The organism is Cupriavidus sp. LA-1 (assembly GCF_055385985.1).
Window position 1 is genome coordinate 679876 of sequence record NZ_AP031387.1, and the last position, 19731, is coordinate 699606.

A 19731-nucleotide genomic window follows, 5' to 3' on the forward strand; every position below is an offset into this window, starting at 1 on the left:
TTAGTCTGGCGGCCATATGGTCCACGTTTTCGTGGTGTCCTGCGTGTCACTGCCCTAGTGGTGCCCAATTCCTAGCGAATCAGGCCGCAATCAACATGCGGTGGAGCGGGCGATGGGAATCGAACCCACGTCTTTAGCTTGGGAAGCTAAGGTAATAGCCATTATACGACGCCCGCGAACCTGTGATTCTATGCGGATTTGCGGTTCGGACGCAAGCGGCCAGCTTCCGCGCGCGCGAGGCAAGTGCCTGCACCAGCACTAAAGCCACTCGCCGCTACCACGTCGAAATCGCCTTCGGCGTAAACACCGGCATCCCGATGCCAGCTGCCGCATCAGTCAGCGGCTCGATTTCCACCACGGGCCGCTCCGAGCTTACCTGGCCGAAGATGGCCGCAAATGGTATGTCCCCGGCATCCCGGCCGGTGCCGATGCGAAGCAGACCGGTGGGGATCGAGATCCCCGAAGGATCGAGCAGGTACCACCGGTGCGACAGGTAGATCTCCACCACCGCGTGGAAGTCTGGCGCCCCCGTGCGGATGTCCGCGCCGTAGTCGAGGCTGCTGGACATGCGTGCCGGAATGCTGAGTGCGCGGCACAGGGCGATCATCAGGTGGGCGAAGTCCCGGCAGACGCCGGTTCGCTCCACGATGGTGTCGGCGGCGGAGGTGCGCTCGTTGGTGGAGCGCGACAGGAAGCGCACGTGATTGCGCACCCACTCGCGGATGGCATACACGCGCGCATAGCCGCGCAGCATGCCGCCGAACTCGCGGCTGGCAAATTCCATCAGGCGGTCGGATTCGCAGTACCGGCTTGGCGCCAGGTAGGGCAGGACGTCGAAGGGCAGTTCGGCGACGGGTATTTCCAGGAGCTTGTCGCCGTCCTCCAGGTGGTGATCGATGTCGACTACCGCGTCATAGCGGATGGACAGGCGGCCCTGGGGGGCGCGCAGCCGGAGCAGCCGGTTGGCCAGCACCGGATCCGTGTAGCGGTCGGCTTCGAGGCAGGCCGGCAGCGTGAGCCGCTCCGAGACGACTGTCTGCCGGGCCGTGCAGGCGGCTTCGATATTGAGCAGGAAGTCCGCCATGGGGTCCAGGACCTCGTAGGACAGGCTGACTGCGTACCTGAGTCGGTTCATCGAGCGGTAAGTGACGGCGACGGCCGGGGAAGAGCGACCGGTTCCCCAGGGCTTGGAGATGATGGGCTGACATTGCCAGTGTAGTGCGCGCAGCGCCGCGCACCACAGGGCATCGGCAGGGGAGATGGGGCCCCAGACCTATACTTGGCAGGCGGCGGCCCTGCGCGGCCGCCGCGCGGGCGCTGTTGCCGCGGACAGGGGAAGCCATGCACAAGGAAGCCGTTATCGGACAATATCGGGTATCGATCGACGCCGAGCAAAAGCCTGGCCCTGGCGATTCCTCAGGTGCAGTGGGCTACGCCGTGCGATACACCATCGCCAGGACCGACGGCGCGCCGGTCCGTCCGAATTTCCCGACCGTGTGCTCATATGAGCTGAACGTGGGCACGACGCTGTTCCCCACGGTCGAGGCCGCGCTGGACTACGGCCTGGCCAAGGCCCGCGACGATATTGCTACCTTCGATGCGCAGCAGGACGCGGCCCGGCGGAGTGCGGCAGCCGACCCGTACTAAGGGCGAAGGGCCGGCGTTTGCGTCGAGTTGCGCCGCTCTAGTTTGCGAAGTTCACCAGCGAACTGACGTACCCTGTCCCGCCTGTTCCGTCATCCGCCACTTCCACGTAGTACGCCAGCCGATACCCGTCCCGCAGCGGGAGGCCGGCGCCGTACATCGCGCCATCGCGGTGCATCGGAACCGACTCCCACCTGGCCTTGCGCCAGTCGGCGCTCACCGGGTTGTAAGCGTAGAAGAGCCGCACGCCGACCGGCTCCTCGTCGGCCCTGATCCTGGCCCGCACCGCGAACTGCTGGCCCTGCGCCGTGCCGCTGGCCTCGATCGCGGGCAGCTTCCGCCCCAGGAACGTATGCGCCAGCCACATGCGCCAGGCGGCGAGGTGCTTGGCCGAGACCCAGGAGTGGGGCAGGTTGTCCACCGCCAGGAAGGCCTTGTCGCCGGACATCTCGGTCAGCATGCTGTTGGGCGTGCCGAGCGCGAAGAACTCGTCATTGGTGCCGAGCGCGACCAGGAAGCTGGAGCGAATCTGCTTGCGCCACATATACGGGTCGAAGTGCGTCAGTATGCGCAAGCCGGTGGGGTTGTTGATGGTGCGCAGCACGGCATCGGCGGGCTGGAAGCCGGGGCCGCTGCGCTGCTGCGCCGGGCCGCCGACGCCGGGGCCGAACTCCGCGTACTTGCGGGCGATAAAGTACAGGCTGTTGCCGCCGTAGTAGCAGGTGGCCATCACCCCCGCGACGCGGTCGGGGTCGACGCCGGTGGCGATGCTGACGGCGAAGCCGCGCTTGGAGCAGCCCATCAGCACCGCCCGCTCGGTGCGCACGCCGGGCAGGCTGTGCATCAGGGTGATCGCGCGCAGGTAGGCCATCGCGATCGGGTAATAGCCGTTCCAGGTCAGGTCGCCGGTCTCCATCACCTTCTTTAGCGCATAGCCGGTCAGGTCGGATTCGTTCATGCCCCAGTAGTCTTCAGCCGGGTTGGCGAACAGCATGACGGGCATGCCGAGGTCGATGGCCGTCCCTTCGGCGTATTCGGCTTCGGTGTTGAGGCCCGTGCCGGGGATGGTGTGGCGCGGCCAGGCGGGTTCGTCGAAGAACTGCCGTTCGGTGCCGATGATGCCGGCGTTGCCGCCGCCCTGGTAGCCGTCGGGCACGTAGATGCGCGCCGGGTGTGTCCAGGGCAGGCCTTTCCAGTCCTGGCTGGTGAAGCGCAGTTCGATCACACGCACGCGCTTGCCGGGGCGCGCGCGGCTGGGCACCACGGCATCGCGGGCAACCGCCGGGGCCAGCGTGCTTTCGTCACGTACGGTCTGCATGTCGAAGAACGCCGCCGGACCGACCGGCTGCGCTTGCGCGGTGGCGATGCCGGGCAGCAGTAGTGACGTCAACAATAACGCCAGCAGCCGGGCCGCTTGCCGCGCGATGCCCATGATCCGTGTTTTCACGATGTCTCCTTCCTGTAGTGGGAAGGGCATTGTCTTGAGCGGGGCCATCACCGGCAATTCGCCAGATTGCATGGCGCCATCACGAATCGATATGGCCCGTCAGCGGAGCTGTGCCCGCGCCGGCGGTACGCCTGCGTCCTGCCTTGTCACCGCTTCCAGGGCTTCGCGCACCCGGATCACGGCTGGTGGCGCCTCGATCTCCGCCGGGGTAATGAACACTAGTTGCCCGGAGGCAAACGGGGTGCGCAACCGCACTTCCCGCACCATCGACATGGCCTGGTAGTGGGCCAGTGCCGTGGCTGGCGCCACCGTCAGGAAGCCGCCGGCGGCGGTCATGGCCAGGTTGCTGTGGAACGAGGCCGATTCGATATGCGGCACCGGCGGCAGCTGGCCGCTGTCGAGAAAGGGCTGCTCGAACACGTCGCGCGTGTGGGTGCCGCGTGGCGGCAGGATCCAGGCACCTTCGTGCAGGTCCGCCAGCGCGACTTTGCTTCGCCCTGCCAGCGGGTGGCCGGGGGCGCAGACCACGGCCAGGTATTCGTTGCGCAAGGGCGTGATCTGGACCCTGGCCTTGAGCTGGTCGGTGTCGTCTTTTTGCAGCCGGCCCACGATGCAGTCGAGCTCGCCTTCGCACAGCATCGCGGTGAGCCCGCCGACGGTATGTTCGCGCACGGCCAGGCGCGGCAGCGCGCCCTTGGTGCGCAGCCATGCGACTGCTTGCGGCAGCACGTCCACGCCCACCAGCGGCAGCATGCCGAGGCGGACCAGCGGCACCTCGGGGCGCGCCTGCAGCGCTTCGCCGGCAGCGTCGATCGCGCCCAGCACCACGCGCAGCCGTTCCAGCGCGCGCTCGCCGGCGGGGCTCAGCCGGCCGCCGCGCGTAGTGCGCTCGATCAGCTTGCAGCCGAAGGCTTGCTCCAGTTCCTGCAGCATCTTGGTCACGGCGGGCTGGCTGATGTGCAGTGCCTCGCCGGCCGCGGTCAGCGAGCCGCTGCGCGCCACCAGGTCGAGCAGGCGCAGGTGGCGGATGCGCAGCCGATCGATCCGGTTGGGCGAGGGTGTGGCACCGCTCGCGCGCGTGGGGGAGGGAGGACTCATAACAAAACGTGATGGCTTCATCAAGACTGGATAATTGTTTCGAATGGCCAGGCGCCGGACAATCGGGGCAAACCATGGAGGAGACATGCGATGCATGCCAATGTCGGGCGCCGCCTGCTGCTGAAGTCCCTGCTGGCGCTGCCGGCCGCTGCCGCGCTGGGCAGGGCCAGGGCGGCCAGTCCCTATCCCAACCGGCTGGTCCGGTTGGTGGTGCCTTACGCCGCCGGCGGCGGGCCGGATATCCAGACCCGCAAGCTGGCCGAGGTGCTGGCGCACGAGCTAGGCCAGCCGGTGGTGGTCGAGAACAAGGTCGGCGCCGGGGGCATCCTGGCCGCCGAGTTCGTCGCGCAACAGCCTGCGGATGGCTACACGCTGATGTTGGGGGCTTCGACCCATGTCACGCAGAAGCTGCTGCAGCCCGGCGCGAAGTTCGATCCGATGGCGTTCACCCACATCATCCGCGTTGGCGTCAGCCCGGCGGTGCTGGTGGTCAGCGCCGGCTCGCCCTATCGGACCGTGGCCGACCTGATCGCGGCGGCGTGGCGCGCGCCGGGCACGCTGAACTATGCCTCCGGCGGAATTGGTTCGGCGGCGCATGTGTCGGGTGCGGCGTTTGCATCGGCCATGGGCATCGACGTGGTGCACGTGCCGTACAAGGGCTCGGTCGAGATCGTGCCGTCGCTGGTCAAGGGCGACACGCAGTTTGGCTTTCCGGTGGCGGCAACGGCGATTCCGCAGATATCCGGCGGCAAGGTGCGGGCCCTGGCGGTGACCTCGGCCAGCCGCGCCGCGGTGCTGCCGCAGGTGCCCACGCTGAATGAGGCGCTGGGCCGCAAGGATCTCGATCTCGATGCCTGGAGTGGCATCTGGGCGCCGCCGCGGTTGCCCGCGCCGATCGTGGCGCGCCTGCATGCGGCAGTGATGCAGGCACTGGGCGAGCCCGGCCTGCGCCGGCTCTATGCCGAAATGGGTGCCGTGATTGCGCCGACGCCCACGCCCGAAGCCTTCTCGCGGCTGGTGGCCGATGAGACCACCCGTATCCGCCAGGTCATCGACAAGAACCGCATCACCATCGAATAAGCCATCCCATGACCCTCACTTCACAACCGGACTTTGCACCGCTGGCCGGCATCAGCGTGCTGGACTTCTCGCACGTGATCGCCGGGCCGTTTGCCACCTTCCTGCTGGCGCAACTGGGCGCGCAGGTCACCAAGGTCGAAAGCGCTGGCGGCGGCGACGTGATGCGCCGCGCGGGCAAGGGCCATGCCGCCTTTGTCGCGCTCAACGCCGGCAAGTCGTCGCTGGCGCTCGACCTGTCGGATGAAGCCGGCCGCGCCCATGCGCTGGATTTGGCCAGCCGCTGCGACGTCTTTGTCGACAACCTGCGGCCCGGCGTGCTGGAGCGCTTCGGGCTGGGCTACGAGGCCGTGCGCGCGCGCAATCTGCGCGTGGTCTATTGCAGCATCTCGGGCTTCGGCCGCGGCGCAGCCCAGTGGCATGGCCGGCCGGCGTATGACCACGTGGTGCAGGCCGCTACCGGCATGGCCTGGATGGGCGGCAGCGAAGGCGATCCGCCAATGAAGACCGGCTTCCCGGTGATCGACTCCGCCGCCGGCATGCTGGCCGCCTTTGCCATCCTGGCCGGTGTGCGCGAGAGCGAGCGCACCGGGCGCGGCATGCTGCTCGACGTCTCGATGGCCACGGCCGGCCTGCAGTTGATGTATCCGATGACGTGCGATGCCATGACCACCGGCGGCGTGCCGGCGCGGCAGGGCAACCAGGGGTATTCGGGCAGCCCGTCGGCCGATTTCTTCCATACCCGGGATGGCTGGCTGGCGATCGGCGCGAATACGCCGAAGCAGTTGCTGGCGCTGCTTGATGCGCTCGGGCTGGGCGGGCTTGCCCAGGATTCGGCCTTGTTCGAGACGCCGCTGGATGCCGGTGCCTTGCCTGCGTTCGTGCGCTCGCTGGATCCGGCCGCGCTCAAGCGCGCGATCGCGGGCGCGGTGGCGGCGGGCACTGCGGTGGACCTGGAGCTGCGTCTCAGCGCGCTGGGCATCCCGGCGGCGCGCCTGCGCAATATCGCAGAGTTCACGGCGGAGTCGATGGCCAATGGCAGCGTGAAGCCAGTGTCGCTGCAAGAAGGGGAGACGGCGGTGTTGTCGCCGGGCCTGGGCTTCCAGGTCTATCGTTCAACGTGACGCGCTTCGCTGAGTTGCTGGAGCCGATACACGCGTTGGCGTGCGAATGTAGGAGACCGCCTCTTGCTCAAGATCAATCATCTCCGCCAGTTTGGCTTGCGTCAGGCCACGAGCACGGCGCAGCTCGGAGATGGCCGCCCCAACACGGGCAGCAAGGGTTGCATCTCGGGCATCTTCCGGGATGGCGGTCGAGTAGGCATAGACCACGAGGGTGGTGCCTATTCCAATCTCGATGAACATCCAATTCGGCATACAACATTCCGATATGGTTGACATATCGGGTGAGATGCGATGCGCCAGCGCGCTGGGGAACCCAGATCATCGCGCTCAAAGCGTGCTGAAAAGTTCCGCCACGCTTATCCGCAGCGCCGTGGCCAGCGCTTCGATCGCATCCAGCGACGGGTTAGCAGCGCCGGTCTCGATACGGCTCATATAGGTGCGGGCAAAGCCCACATGATCGGCAAAGGCTTCCTGGGACAGGCCAGTGGCTTGCCGAAGTTCACGAATGCGCTTGCCAAAGCGACGGCGTAGGATCGGTTTCATGGCCCCTACTGTGGGAGGGTGCACACTAATCGGACACACACTAATCGTGACATCTCGGGTGGGATTGACTACGCTATGTCAGTGCCAGCATCCCTGCCGGTTCCGAACCGGAGCGAACTCCCCCCATGAGCAGCATGTTTGTCCTCTGGCAAACGGCACGCCACGCCGGCCATCTCGCCCGGACGGCCGCGCAGTACCACGACCTAGGCGCCACCCTGGCGCAGCGGCCGATTCGCCTTCCCACTTCCCAGGAGGCTGCCGCACTGCAGCTGCAAGGGCTGGTGGTGGCCTATCTGCAATACCAGGAGGGCCAACTGGCCCATTACCAGGAAGCCGTGCGATGCGTGGCAGCCTGTACAGCCTACTGGCAGGGCAGGGGAGCGCTGCCGTGCCACTGGCGCCGGATCCGCAACCAGGTGCTGCGCTTCGAGTTCAGCCTGGCATCTCCCATGCTTCTGTCGAGCCGCATCCACGCGGTCAGGCAGGAGCTATATCCCTATATCTCACACTGTAGTCTTGGAGCATCGCTATGACGATCGGCTTAGCCGTCTTGGCCGTGGGCGTGCCAACCGCAGCCTTCTTCATCTGGGTCGCACGGAACGGTCTCCGCACACAAGAGGCGGAACGCGAGGAGCGCCGTGAGAGCGACTTCCACTGCAGGTGCCGGCACAGACCGGGGTCGACCGCCAACTGCCACCCACAGGCCTCAGGCAAGAAAGGCAGGCAAGGCTCATCGGCGCCATATCCAGTCTGCCCACGATCCTAGTTGGACCCGTAGCCCTGCGAGCACCCCGAATTGCGACCACGGGTGGTGACACCCCGGATCGCGCCTAGCAGATTTCGACGACGAGGGCTGCTGCCGATGCCATTGACTCTGGCAGGAGGCTCCATGCAAGTGCTCTATCCCCGCTGCGCCGGACTCGACGTCCACAAGGGCACCATTGTGGCCTGTGCGCCGTGTCTCGGCGCCCGTGCATCACTAAGTGCGCAGATTTGACAGCACCACCAGTGGGTTGCTGGCGTCGGCCGACTGGCTGGCGCTGCACGGCTGCACCCATGTAGCCATGTAGCCATGGAAGCCACTGGCGTGTACTGGAAACCGGTGTGGCACATCCTCGAGGGCAACTTCGAGTTGGTGCTGGCCAACGCCCAGCACATCCGCAACGTGCCCGGCCGCAAGACCGACGTCAATGACGCGATGTGGATTGCCGATCTGCTCGCCTACGGCTTGATCCGATCGAGCTTCGTGCCGCCGGCCGCCATCCAGGAGTTGCGCGATCTCACGCGCACCCGTTAGCAACTCGTGCGCGAGATTGCCCAGCACAGTCTGCGTATCCAGAAAGTGCTCGAAGACGCCAACCTCAAGCTGGGCAGCGTGCTCTCGGACGTGCTGGGACACAGGGGCCGGGCCATGCTCAAGGCGATTGTCAACGGCGAGGCCGATCCCGAGCGGCTTGCCGCGCTGGCCCAAGGCAACGCCCGAAAAAAGCACGCCGAATTGCGCGAGGCCCTGCGCGGACGCATTACCGAACACCATCGCACGATGCTCAAGCTGCATCTGGATAGCATTGGTGCCCTGGAGCACACGCTCGCCGAGCTCGACGCCGTCGTGGGAAAAGCGCTGGCGCCGATCCGACAGCGCGCCCGCCTGCCGACCACGATCCTCGGGGTTAGCAACCTGACTGCTAAGGTTCTGTTGGCGGAGATCGGCGTCGACATGACGCGCTTTCCCTATGCCGGCCACCTGGTGTCCTGGGCGGGCCTGTGTCCGCGCAATGACGAGAGCGCCGGCAAACGCCGCCGCACGCGCGTGCGCAAGAGCGGCACTTGGCTCAAGACCGCCCTGGTCACCGCCGCTTGGGCCGCGGTGCGCGTCAAGACCAGCTATCTCCGTGCCCAGTTCCTGCGCATCAAGACCGGCGCGGCGCCAAGAAGGCCATCGTTGCGGTGGCTGCTTCCATGCTCACCGCCGCTTACCATATGCTCCGCGACGGCGTTGAATATGTCGACCTTGGCCCCGATTACTTCGACCGCCACGACGCCAACAAAACCATCCGCCGCCTGCTCAAACGCCTTGTCGATCTCGCGTGTCCTGTGGATCCCATCGCTCATGCTGTCTAACGCTTCTTATTAGTAGCGCCGCAGCTCCAACGCGCATTCATCGCTAGAAAGGCGATAGTTTCCTATTGTCTTTCGCAGGATTAGCATGACTTTAGGCACCTGTCGTTGTGAACGAAGCTCCCTCGTGTACTACGGGCGTAGCGCATAGCAACTCAAAGAGCTCGCCTTCACGAAGGCGAGGTCACAGAACGCTGGCCCTGGCCCTTGTCAAATCAAATGCGACAGATTATTCTGTGGGCACTTTCCGCCCTTTCGGGGCATCGACATTGGCGCTGCGCGCCACAACTGGATACGGTAGCTGTCATTGACGCAGCGCTTGACACTGCAAGCGTTGCTGAATAACCACCTGTCCATTTTTTGGGGCCAATCCGGGCGGGCTTGCTAAGTCCGTCCAGTCGATTTGCTCATCCCCTGCCTACAGAGAGCTCCGCAGCTTCGCTGCGCGTATCCCCCCTATACGTTTCCGCTTTCCTGTCTTCGACCGTTCCTTCGCAATTTTCCTGAATCGTAGCCGATGGGGTTCACATGCCCTGGCGCTACGTCCACTCTTGCCCTTTCGCTGTGACCGTATCAGCAGCGTCCATCAGGGGTTCCAAGCCCTTCTCCCTATCTGATTTCCTCAGGACAGCCTGAGCATGGCCGGAACGTATCTGGCGAGTTCGTCTGCACTCTCAAAGCAGACATCCAACGGAACCAATCGGTTGTCCGTTTGGAAAGCAATGAAGGTGGACGTAGGGCTCCGCCTCACATAGTCCCGGCAAGTTATCGCCAGAACGTCTGTGTGTTCCCGACGGGACGCACTGGCCGGCTGGTAAAGCCGTGGCTGGTCGCCGTACCCGTACCGTGTACCCAAGGGTCCCGGTGCTAGGGCTGGGTTAGCCAGCCGCAGTTAACACTGACCAAAGTTAACACTGACCGAGTGAGGAACCTAGTGAAAATCGATATTTTTGTGGACTTGATGCGCTTGGTTAGGCGCAATCGTGATGGCTCGTATGCAACGCAAGCGGCCCGCAGGGAAGTGCTCGCGCAGGTGGCTCATGACCTCAAAGACATGGGCTTCCGGACGCTTCCTGCTACCGGGTTCAAGCCAAAGCATGTTGCCGCGCTGGTCAAGCGTTGGCAAGCCTCCGGTATTGCTGTGGGCACCATGAAGAACCGTATGTCACATGTACGGTGGTGGGCAGAGAAGGTTGGCAAGCAGAATTGCGTCCCGCGCACCAATGCCGAGTTGGGCATTGGCAGGCGCCGGTACGTCACCAATATCTCGAAGGCACTTGTGCTCGCTTCGGGGGATCTTGAGAAGATTACCGATAAGCGTCTGCGCTGTTCTGTTGAGTTGCAGCAGGCTTTTGGACTGCGTCGAGAAGAGTGCCTCAAATTTCAGGCGAGCTATGCGCTGGCAGGTCTGACGGCGGATGTAGTGCAGGAGATTCAGCTCAAGCCGACTTGGTGTAAGGGAGGCCGGGCACGTGCTGTACCTGTCACGGATGACCATCAGCGGGCCGTACTTGCGCGTGCGACTGCGTTCTGTGAAAGCGGGTCGATGATCCCTAAGGATCTTAAGTATGTCGACCAGCTTCGTCGCTATGAGTCGGCGGTTGAAAAGGCTGGCATGTCGAAGTTACATGGACTTCGGCATGCGTATGCACAGCGCCGTTACCAGCAGCTCACTGGCTGGCCAGCTCCTGCCGCAGGTGGCCCAGTTTCAGCACAGCTCACGCAGCAACAGCGGGCAGTGGATCGTTCAGCGCGACTGCAGGTTTCAGCAGAGCTCGGTCACAATCGCGAGGAGATTACAGCCGTTTATCTGGGCCGTTAACCCGTTGCCGTGACCTTGCTACTTCTAGGACATCACGCTGTTGCCTCATTCTGAGGCATCGGTGCGTATTTCCTTTGATCTAATCGATGTTTCTGGGAAGGAGAGATACTTTGACCGATCTGTTCGAAAGCCAATTCATAGCCTTGCTTGAGCGTAATTTAGTGGGGTTTGTCGAGCTGTTGCCGGCGCCGGAAGGCTGGTACGTGCGCGTCAATGGTTTCCAGTGGTTGCGCTCACGCGAGTGGTGCCCACACCGATTTGATCGACTGGAAAAGGTCTTGGCATATCTACGTGAGTTGGGCTGCCGCGGCGTGATGGTGCATCTGAATGTTTGGCCAGACGCATCATAGTCCGCTCCGCTCCGTGCCTGTTTTACATTATGCCGCTGCAGCGAACCGTGCGAGGGTAGCGAGGACCCACTGCTACTGCATCGTCGCGCGAAGAAGTGGCCAGCAGCCAGGGCCACTGCTTAGGTACTGGGGAAGCGCCGCGGAGGTAAGCCCCTTGGAGTAAATTTGAGGATTCGGAGTTTCGTTTCTCGAGAGGGGCGCGCAAATGGATGCGCCTGACACAGCCTTTTAGGGCCAGAGTACGACGATCACCGGCAGGCTGTTCATGGCCGTCGAACTGGGCGGAAGAGACGGAAGCTGTCGCTGGGCCACGGCGTGCGCGGGCCGAGCCGGTGCTCGGTGGCGGCCGGCGACATCACGTCGGTCCTTACTGCAATCGCCAAGGGCCAAAAGCCCGTGTCAGGCAGCCGCCGATGCGCCTGTGCGCACTTGCTTGAGGCCGGACGGGACGGCTCTTGGCTGCACGGTTCCCTCAGCACATCGAATCGTCAACCTAGTGGCCGATTCCGCGAGTATCGAAGTGAGCCGGCGGGCGCGCCGTGCGATGACGGACCGGCTCGACAGCGACAAGCTGCTGGCGATGCTGGTGCGTTACTACGCGGGCGAGCGGTCGGTGTGGGCAGTTGCGCGGGTCCAAACCGAAGAGCAGGAAGATGAGCGGATTCGGCGATGTTTGAAGCGTCGCTCGATGCTGGCGCGTTGCCTGTTCCCGTGCGCTCGGTGGATCTGGCTCCGCTCTGACGCGTAATTGCGCGGGCGGTCGAGGTGGACATTGCCGAGGAGTTGGAAGCGCGCCTGAGCGCAAGGGGTATCCCCGCGGGCAGGTGGCGTACTGTGCCAAATTTTCGGCGGGGTCGAGGGGTAACGGCGGCTTGAGGCCGGTGCCTGGACGAGGGTAGACGGTGGTGCTGGCGCCGGCGCGGAAGCTAATGACCTGTGGGGCGCGGCCTGGCGGCGTATAGTAACTGGATCGTGGCCCCCGCATGCCGGCCTCGCCCGCAACTTGCTACGTCAGAACGCCCTTACCTTGACTGCCGATATCTTCGCCCGCTTTGAAGCGGAATGCCTGCCGCGCATTGCCGCTGCCATCGGCAAGCTGCACCGGCGTGTGCGGCTCCACACCTTGCCTGCCGATACCGCTGGCCAGCCCGCGCGCCTGCGCATGACCGGCGACGGGCCGGCCGAGCTGCGGCGCCATCCGTTTGCGCTCGATATCACGCTGGCCTGGGACGGGCTGGAAGTGCAGCGCTTGTTCGGGACCGGCGGCGAGGCGCGCTTTGCCGGCTATCTTGCGGCGCTGCCGGGCAAGCTGCGCGCGTGGCAGGAGCCGCGCGGCATCGACTTCGGCTCGCTGTCTCAGGTGGACCGGGCGATCCTGATCGGGGGGCTGGATTTCGAGCACTGAGCCAGCACTGAGCTGCTGCGCGGCCGGGGTTTGTCAGGCCGATACCCGCAACCGGCACACCGCGCTTTCCGCTTGCCCCGGTTCGATGTACCGCAGCCCCTGGCCGTTGTGGATGGCATCGGGCAGTCCTACCCACGGTTCCACGCAGTAGAAGTCCGAGGCCTCGCTCTCGGACCACGTTGTCACGGCATGCCACGGCACGGTGCCGGGGCGGTCGAGTTCGAATGCGATGGTGCGATCGGACATCGCCAGCGTGGCGGCGGGGCCGTGGATAAAGACGTGGAAGGTGTCCTGCAGGCGCGGATCGTCGAGCCGGTATGTCGTTTCGCCGGCATCTGCGGGGCCGGGCTTGCCATCGGGCAACTGGCGCACGCGGTCGGCGCGGGCCAGTGTCAGGGACGCGGATGCGCGCTGCGTGTGCGGCAGTGCGAAATAGAAATGATGGCCCGGGTAGCAGGGAAGGCGCCGCTCGCCGGTATTGGTGGTGCGCAGCGTGACTTCCAGCCCGTCAGGCAGCAGGGCGTAGACCGCGTCGAAGACAAACGCGTACGGGTAGCCCGCCCGCGTCGCATCGCTGTCGCGCAGCGTCATGGTGATCGCGGCGTGTTCGTCGATGGCGGTGACTTCAAAAGGCAGGTCGCGCGCAAAGCCGTGCTGCGCCAGCGTGTGCATCGTCCCTTGACCGTCGCGCCAGTGCCCCGGGTTGCCATCGACAAAATGACGCCCGATAAATGGAAACAGCAGCGGGTTGCCGCCGCGGACCTTGGCCGGGCGCGCCCAGTCGGCGTTGTCGGGCCAGTACAGGATGTCTTGGCCGCGGTGCACCCAGCGCGCCAGCCGCCCGCCGTGTTGCGGGGCGAGCAGCAGCCAGCTGTCGGCGTGGCCGATCCGCACCAGCGGCTGGCCCTGGAAGTCTTGGGTCGGAAGCAAGGTCATGATGGTCGTTGGCGCCGAGCCGAATCGCGTGCTGCCCGGCGCAGCCGCCATGATAAGCCAGCGCGCTGGCGGCGGCCGCCTCAGCTGCTGGTGTAGATGGTGTCGCGCACCAGCGGGTACACCTGAGTCTCCCACCGTCTGCCGTTGAACACTCCATAGTGCCCGACTCCGGTCTGCACGTGGTGCATGCGCATGTAGGAGTGCAGGCTTGTGCACAGGTCCTGCGCTGCCACGGTCTGGCCGATCGCGCAGATGTCATCGCGCTCGCCCTCCACGGTAAGCAGGGCAGTGCGGCGGATGGCGCGCGTGCACACACGGCGCCCGCCCACGTCGAGCAGGCCCTGGGCCAGCAGGAAGCGCTGGAAGATCAGGCTGACGGTTTCCAGGTAGAACTCCGCCGTCAGGTCCATGGTGGCGAAGTACTCGATGTAGAAGTCGCGGATGGTGTCGGCCTTGTCGTGCTCGCCGCGCTCGCGCAGAGCGTAGAACTCGCGCAGTGCCTGCTCGTGCCGCTCCGGGTTCATGCTCATGAAGGCCAGCAGTTGCACGTATCCCGGGTAGACGCGCCGCATCGCGCCGGCAAAGCGCAGCGGCACGATGCCGATCAGGGTGCGCTCGAACCACTCGAGGGACTGGCTCATGGCCAGTTCGTTGACCCTGGTCGGGTTGACGCGCGCGTCGATGGGACCGGCCATCAGCGTCAGGCTGGGCGGCTGGGCGGGGTCCCCGTCCTCGGCCATGAGCGCCGCCGCCGCCAGTGCCGCCACGGTAGGCTGGCAAATGGCCACCAGATGGGTGCCGCCGCCCAGCGCCTGCAGGAAGCCGATCAGGTGCTGCACGAATTCATCGAAGCCGAAACGCCCGGCTAGCAACGGAATATCGCGGGAGTTGTGCCAGTCGGTGAGATAGACGTCGTGGTCGGCCAGCATGGTCTGCACTGTGCCGCGCAGCAGCGTTGCGAAGTGGCCGGACATCGGCGCCACCAGCAGCACGCGCGGCTGGCCGGCGATGCCGTGGCGGCGGAAGTGCAGCAGCGAGCAGAACGGAGTACGCACGACGACGTCCTCGGTGACCTGCACCGGCTGGCCGCCGACGATCGCGCTGTCGATGCCGAAGGCCGGCCGGTGGTGCGTGAGTCGCGCGAGCGCAATGAGCTCACAGGCGGCACGCAGGCGGCGCGCGGCGTCGAAGCCGCCAGCCCGGGGACTCGCCGCCAGCGTCGCGGCAGCCAGTTCCGCCAGCGTGCACGCCGGCAGTATCATGTCCGCGTAGGTCTGGTACGCCTGGTACAGCATCACTCGGCCCCCATCATTCTGGTTTCCGTATGTCGCAATATATATGCCATCGGCACGCGCTTGGCACGCGCTTTGCGCGGTGCCACTCGAAAGGCGGGCACGAGCGTGGACAAGTTGTGCAAGATGCGCCTGCGGCAGCTGTATCGCGCCGCATCGAGGCACGAACCAGGCCGCCGGCGTCAAACTGGTGCCGAATGAGCGCACTGCATGGGTGCGCGGCGCGCTTGCCGCAGGATGCGACACCGATATTGCGAACGCGCCGGCGGGCGCCGAGCCGCGGCTAAGGAGGCGTGATGAGCAAGACCACACTCACAATCAGCAGCAAGACCTATTCTTCGTGGTCGCTGCGCGGCTGGTTGCTGGTGCGCTTTGCCGGCCTGGACTTCGAGGAAGTGCTGGTGCCGCCGGACGACGCCGCTGCGCGTGCCGAGATCCTGCTGCTGTCCCCATCGATCCTCGTTCCCTGCCTGCGCCACCAGGGCGTGATGGTGTGGGACACGCTGGCGATCGCCGAATACCTGAACGAAATCCGCCCCAAGGCCGGCCTGCTGCCGGAAGACTGTGCAGCGCGCGCCCACTGCCGCGCCATCTGCGGCGAGATGCATTCCGGGTTTGCCGCGATGCGTTCGGCATTGCCGATGAACCTGAAGGGGAACTTCCCGGGGCTGAAGGTGTGGTCGCGTGCGCAGGCCGACATCGACCGCATAACGGCGATCTGGACCGAATGCCTGACCCGCTACGGCGGACCGTACCTGTTTGGCACGCGCACCATGGCCGATGCGATGTACGCGCCGGTGGTGACACGCTTTGTCACCTATGGCGTGATGCTCGATCCCGTGCCGGCTGCCTACTGCAAGCAGATCCTGTCGATGCCGGAACTGCAGGAGTGGATCGCGGCGGCGCGCCAGGAACCCGACGAAATCAGCGAACTGGATGTGGAGTTCTGATGTCCTCGCCGGCGACGCCCGCGGCCGCCGGGGGTGCTGGCGCTACGCCGTGGCGGATTCCGCCTGCCGTGCCTTCAGGAAGCGCGCGGCATAGTCGAAGTACCAGTCGAGCGTGTCCGGGTTGGCCATTGCGTCGCGGTTGGCGATGCCCTGCGGTGCATGGCCGAGCAGCAGCTTCTTGATCGGCACCTCCATCTTCTTGCCTGACAGCGTGCGCGGCACGCCGGGCGCTTGCACGATCTCGTTGGGCACGTGGCGTGAGGACAGCGCCTCGCGGATGCGCGCGCGCAGGGTGTCGCGCAGCGCGTCGTCCAGCACCACGCCTTCGCGCAGCACCACGAACAGCGGCATATAGGATTCGCGGCCCAGGTATTCCAGGTCGACCACCATGCTGTCGAGCACCTCGGGCAGGTCTTCCACCACGCGGTACAGCTCGCTGGTGCCCATGCGGATGCCGTGGCGGTTGATGGTGGCATCGGAGCGCCCGTAGATCACCGCGCCGCCGCGCTTTGTGATCTTGATCCAGTCGCCATGCCGCCACACGCCGGGGTAGGTGTCGAAATAGCTGTCACGGTAGCGTTTGCCGTCCGCGTCGCCCCACAGGTAGAGCGGCATCGACGGCATCGGCTCGGTGCAGACCAGTTCGCCTACCGCGTCGATCAGCGGCTGGCCGTTGTCGTCGAAGGCTTCGACCTTTGCGCCCAGGCAGCGGCATTGCATCTCGCCGGAATAGACCGGTAGCAGCGGGCAGCCGGCGACGAACGAGCCGGCAAAGTCAGTGCCGCCCGACATCGGCACCAGCCAGATGTCTTCGCGCACATGGCGGTAGATCCAGTCGTAGGCCTCCACCGGCAGCGGCGAGCCGGTCGAGCCGAGCCCGCGCAGGCGCGACACGTCGGCGATGCGTGCCGGCTCGATGCCGGCCTTCATGCAGTTGGTGAAGAACGCCGCGCCGGCGCCGAACATCGTCACGCCGGCATCGTCGACAAAGCGCCACAGCACGCCCGCGTCGGGCCATGCCGGGTTGCCGTCGTAGAGGGCAATGGTGGTGCCCAGCAGCAGCCCGGCTACCTGCGCATTCCACATGATCCAGCCGCTGCTGCTGTACCAGTGGAAGACATCGTCCGGGCCCAGGTTGTTGTGAAAAGCCATCAGCTTGAGCTGCTCGATGACGATGCCGCCATGGCCATGCACGATCGGCTTGGGCATGCCGGTGGTGCCGGACGAATAGACGATCCACAGCGGATGATCGAACGGCACCGGCTCGATCGCCAGCGGCACGTCGTGCGCCAGCACGTCCTGCCAGGCATGCGCGCGTACGCCGGCGGGTGGCGCGGCGTTGCTGCCGGTCTGCGGCACCAGCACCAGGTCGGTCAGCGAGGGCAGGGCGGCCACCAGGTCGGCAAGCACCGAGGCACGGTCATAGACCTTGCCGCCGTAGCGGTAGCCATCGACCGCGATCAGCACCTTGGGCTCGATCTGGCGGAAGCGGTCGATCACCGCGACCTGGCCCATGTCGGGCGCGCAGCCGGACCAGACCGCGCCCAGGCTGGCCGTGGCCAGGAAGGCGACGATGGTGGCGGGGATATTGGGCAGGTAGCCGGCGACGCGGTCGCCGCGCTGCACGCCCATCTGGCGCAGCGCGTGCGCCAGTGATGCCACCTGGGCCTCAAGCACGTGCCAGCTGATGTCGGCCAGCGGCTGCGCCTCGTCGGCGTGGCGGATGGCGGCGCGCTGGCGGGCGCTGCCGGTGCCGGCGTGGCGGAATACCTGCTGCACGTAGTTCAGCGTGGCGCCCTCGAACCAGCGTGCCCCCGGCATGGTGCGGCGGTCCAGCACCTGCGCCGCGGGCGTGTCGAAGTGCACATCAAAGTAGGCGCGCACGGCGTCCCAGAACGCTTCCAGCTCGGTGACGGACCACTGCCAGAGGCTGTCGTAGTCGTCAAAGGCCAGGCCAAGTTCGGCCCGCAGCCAGCGCATGAAACGCGCGACCTGGCTGCTGTCGCGCAGCGCCTCGGACGGCGTCCACATCAGGTTCCCTTCGGTGAGCGGGGCGGCGGTCGTCATGTCTCCTCCTTGCGCCCGTCTGCCGCGGGCATCGGATGGTGCGATGTTCGGTTCCGGGCGCCTGTTCGAGGCGCCCGGCATCAGCCTGACATGATAACGGGGGATGGCCCCGGGTGCCCGTCAGCCGTTGGCGGGGCGCTCGAACAGCGTTTCCCACATGGTGTCGACCCTGGCCTTGACCGCCGCGTCCATGCTGATAGGCGTGCCCCATTCGCGCGTGGTTTCGCCGGGCCATTTGTCGGTGGCGTCGATGCCCATCTTGGAGCCCAGGCCCGACACCGGCGAGGCGAAGTCGAGGTAATCGATCGGCGTGTTGTCGACCAGCACCGTGTCGCGGCTCGGGTCGACGCGGGTGGTGATGGCCCAGATCACTTCCTTCCAGTCGCGCACGTCGACATCGTCATCGACCACCACGATGAACTTCGTGTACATGAACTGCCGCAGGAAGCTCCACACGCCGAACATCACGCGTTTGGCATGGCCGGCGTACTGCTTCTTCATGCGCACCAGCGCCATGCGGTAGCTGCAGCCCTCGGGCGGCAGGTAGAAGTCGGTGATCTCCGGGAACTGCTTCTGCAGCAGCGGCACGAACACTTCATTCAGCGCTACGCCCAGCACGGCCGGTTCATCGGGCGGCTTGCCGGTGTAGGTGGAGTGGTAGATCGGCTCACGCCGCATGGTGATGCGGTCGATGGTGAACACCGGGAACCAGTCCTGCTCGTTGTAATACCCGGTGTGGTCGCCGAACGGGCCTTCCAGCGCGTGCTGGTAGCCGGACGGGTGGTTAGGGTCGGGCTGGATATGGCCTTCCAGCACGATCTCGGCCGAGGCCGGCACGCTCAGTTCGGACAACGTCGGCGTCAGGCAGCTGGCCAGCGCCGTGCGGCTGCCGCGCAGCAGGCCGGCGAACTGGTATTCGGACAGCGTATCCGGCACCGGCGTCACCGCGCCCAGGATGGTGGCGGGGTCGGCGCCCAGCGCCACCGCGATCGGGAAGGGCTTGCCGGGGTTGGCCAGCGCATGCTCGCGGAAGTCGAGCGCGCCGCCGCGGTGTGCCAGCCAGCGCATGATGACCTGGTTGCGGCCGATTACCTGCTGGCGGTAGATGCCCAGGTTCTGGCGCTTCTTGTGCGGGCCCTTGGTCACCACCAGGCCCCAGGTGATCAGCGGGGCGGCATCGCCGGGCCAGCAGGTCTGGATCGGCAGGCGCGCCAGATCGACGTCGTTACCCTCCCAGACCACCTCCTGGCAGGCAGGGCTGCTGACGCGCTTTGGTGCCATGTCCCACACAGATTTGGCGAGCGTGAACAGCTTGCCGGCCTCGCGCAGGCCGCGCGGCGGCTCCGGCTCCTTCAGCGCTGACAAGACCCGGCCGATGTCGCGCAGGTCTTCCATCGATTCGGCACCCATGCCAAGTGCGACCCTGCGTGTCGTGCCGAACAGATTGGCCAGCACGGGCACGCTATAGGTGCCTCCGTCGGTGCCGGCCCCGGAAGGTTTCTCAAAAAGAACCGCGGGGCCGCCGGCGCGCAGCAGGCGATCGCAGACTTCGGTCATTTCCAGGTTGGGCGCAACGGGTCGGGCGATGCGCCGCAGCTCGCCCATGCCTTCCAGCTGGCCGATGAAATCGCGCAAGTCTTTGTATTGCATAGTGAATTCTGTTGTGGTGCGGCATCCGCACGGAACGCCGCGATGCCCCGGTGAAGTCGGTGACGATACACATTCGCCTGCCTGGCTGCAAAAAAAACATCGGCAAGACGCCACGCAAATTGTAAGTTTTTTGCCGCTGCAAGCGCGGGTCCAATGGTGAATACCCAAGGCCAGGCCTGCGTTTGCGGGCGAACGAGTGATTCCCGAG

17 protein-coding genes, 1 tRNA gene and 1 pseudogene are annotated in these 19731 nt (G+C 65.6%); 9 read left to right on the top strand and 10 right to left on the bottom strand.

What is annotated here, in order from left to right:
- Positions 1-101 precede the first annotated feature (101 nt).
- Positions 102-176: transfer RNA gene (locus ACZ5MJ_RS03250), tRNA-Gly, on the bottom strand.
- A gap of 98 nt (positions 177-274) precedes the next feature.
- The gene (locus ACZ5MJ_RS03255; protein WP_464222373.1) at positions 275-1135 is read right to left on the bottom strand and encodes a transglutaminase-like domain-containing protein; all 861 of its coding nucleotides are present in this window, start codon (positions 1133-1135) and stop codon (positions 275-277) included.
- Between the two features lie 206 nt (positions 1136-1341).
- Between ACZ5MJ_RS03255 and ACZ5MJ_RS03260 the strand changes: the two genes are divergently transcribed.
- Positions 1342-1647, top strand: a complete 306-nt coding sequence (locus ACZ5MJ_RS03260) for a hypothetical protein (RefSeq protein WP_464222375.1) — start codon at positions 1342-1344, stop codon at positions 1645-1647.
- 37 nt (positions 1648-1684) lie between these two features.
- On the opposite strand, the gene ACZ5MJ_RS03265 is transcribed toward ACZ5MJ_RS03260, so the two are convergent.
- Entirely contained in the window at positions 1685-3091 is a 1407-nt protein-coding gene (locus ACZ5MJ_RS03265) for a PhoPQ-activated protein PqaA family protein (RefSeq protein WP_464222377.1), read from the bottom strand.
- A gap of 99 nt (positions 3092-3190) precedes the next feature.
- Positions 3191-4189 (bottom strand): LysR family transcriptional regulator, encoded by a 999-nt coding sequence (locus ACZ5MJ_RS03270; protein WP_464222379.1) that lies wholly within the window; start codon positions 4187-4189, stop codon positions 3191-3193.
- 90 nt (positions 4190-4279) lie between these two features.
- Here ACZ5MJ_RS03270 and ACZ5MJ_RS03275 point away from each other — a divergent pair, with 90 nt between their 5' ends.
- Positions 4280-5269, top strand: a complete 990-nt coding sequence (locus tag ACZ5MJ_RS03275) for a tripartite tricarboxylate transporter substrate binding protein (protein ID WP_464222381.1) — start codon at positions 4280-4282, stop codon at positions 5267-5269.
- Positions 5270-5277: 8 nt separating this feature from the next.
- Positions 5278-6390: a CoA transferase gene (locus tag ACZ5MJ_RS03280; protein ID WP_464222382.1), complete on the top strand. Its 1113-nt coding sequence runs from the start codon at positions 5278-5280 to the stop codon at positions 6388-6390.
- Here the strand turns inward: ACZ5MJ_RS03280 and ACZ5MJ_RS03285 are convergent.
- On the bottom strand, positions 6382-6642 hold the full coding sequence (locus ACZ5MJ_RS03285) for a hypothetical protein (RefSeq protein ID WP_464222384.1): 261 nt from the start codon (positions 6640-6642) through the stop codon (positions 6382-6384). The two genes, ACZ5MJ_RS03280 and ACZ5MJ_RS03285, sit on opposite strands and share 9 nt — an antisense overlap.
- Before the next feature lie 75 nt (positions 6643-6717).
- Positions 6718-6933: a helix-turn-helix domain-containing protein gene (locus ACZ5MJ_RS03290; protein ID WP_464222385.1), complete on the bottom strand. Its 216-nt coding sequence runs from the start codon at positions 6931-6933 to the stop codon at positions 6718-6720.
- A 125-nt stretch (positions 6934-7058) separates the two neighbouring features.
- Here ACZ5MJ_RS03290 and ACZ5MJ_RS03295 point away from each other — a divergent pair, with 125 nt between their 5' ends.
- The 5 genes and pseudogenes from ACZ5MJ_RS03295 to ACZ5MJ_RS03315 all read left to right on the top strand — a co-directional run bounded on the left by ACZ5MJ_RS03295 (position 7059) and on the right by ACZ5MJ_RS03315 (position 12628).
- Positions 7059-7466 carry a hypothetical protein gene (locus tag ACZ5MJ_RS03295; RefSeq protein ID WP_464222387.1) on the top strand — a complete coding sequence of 136 codons (408 nt, stop codon included), beginning with the start codon at positions 7059-7061 and terminating at the stop codon, positions 7464-7466.
- A 356-nt stretch (positions 7467-7822) separates the two neighbouring features.
- Positions 7823-9054: pseudogene (locus ACZ5MJ_RS03300) on the top strand (IS110 family RNA-guided transposase).
- Positions 9055-10012: 958 nt separating this feature from the next.
- Positions 10013-10873 carry a phage integrase N-terminal domain-containing protein gene (locus ACZ5MJ_RS03305; RefSeq protein WP_464223642.1) on the top strand — a complete coding sequence of 287 codons (861 nt, stop codon included), beginning with the start codon at positions 10013-10015 and terminating at the stop codon, positions 10871-10873.
- A 110-nt stretch (positions 10874-10983) separates the two neighbouring features.
- On the top strand, positions 10984-11223 hold the full coding sequence (locus ACZ5MJ_RS03310; RefSeq protein ID WP_464222389.1) for a hypothetical protein: 240 nt from the start codon (positions 10984-10986) through the stop codon (positions 11221-11223).
- A 1027-nt stretch (positions 11224-12250) separates the two neighbouring features.
- Complete coding sequence (locus ACZ5MJ_RS03315; RefSeq protein WP_464222391.1) at positions 12251-12628, top strand: DUF5594 family protein; 378 nt, start codon at positions 12251-12253, stop codon at positions 12626-12628.
- Between the two features lie 33 nt (positions 12629-12661).
- Here the strand turns inward: ACZ5MJ_RS03315 and ACZ5MJ_RS03320 are convergent, their stop codons facing one another.
- Positions 12662-13564 carry an aldose epimerase family protein gene (locus ACZ5MJ_RS03320; RefSeq protein ID WP_464222392.1) on the bottom strand — a complete coding sequence of 301 codons (903 nt, stop codon included), beginning with the start codon at positions 13562-13564 and terminating at the stop codon, positions 12662-12664.
- An 80-nt stretch (positions 13565-13644) separates the two neighbouring features.
- Positions 13645-14859 (bottom strand): polyhydroxyalkanoate depolymerase, encoded by a 1215-nt coding sequence (locus tag ACZ5MJ_RS03325; protein ID WP_464223643.1) that lies wholly within the window; start codon positions 14857-14859, stop codon positions 13645-13647.
- Between the two features lie 293 nt (positions 14860-15152).
- On the opposite strand from ACZ5MJ_RS03325, the gene ACZ5MJ_RS03330 reads away from it, so the two are divergent.
- Entirely contained in the window at positions 15153-15806 is a 654-nt protein-coding gene (locus ACZ5MJ_RS03330) for a glutathione S-transferase family protein (RefSeq protein WP_464222394.1), read from the top strand.
- Between the two features lie 42 nt (positions 15807-15848).
- Here ACZ5MJ_RS03330 and ACZ5MJ_RS03335 read toward each other — a convergent pair whose 3' ends face one another.
- Positions 15849-17873, bottom strand: a complete 2025-nt coding sequence (locus ACZ5MJ_RS03335) for an acetoacetate--CoA ligase (RefSeq protein WP_464222397.1) — start codon at positions 17871-17873, stop codon at positions 15849-15851.
- A gap of 120 nt (positions 17874-17993) precedes the next feature.
- Entirely contained in the window at positions 17994-19523 is a 1530-nt protein-coding gene (gene ubiD / locus ACZ5MJ_RS03340) for a 4-hydroxy-3-polyprenylbenzoate decarboxylase (RefSeq protein WP_464222399.1), read from the bottom strand.
- Between the last annotated feature and the right edge of the window lie 208 nt (positions 19524-19731).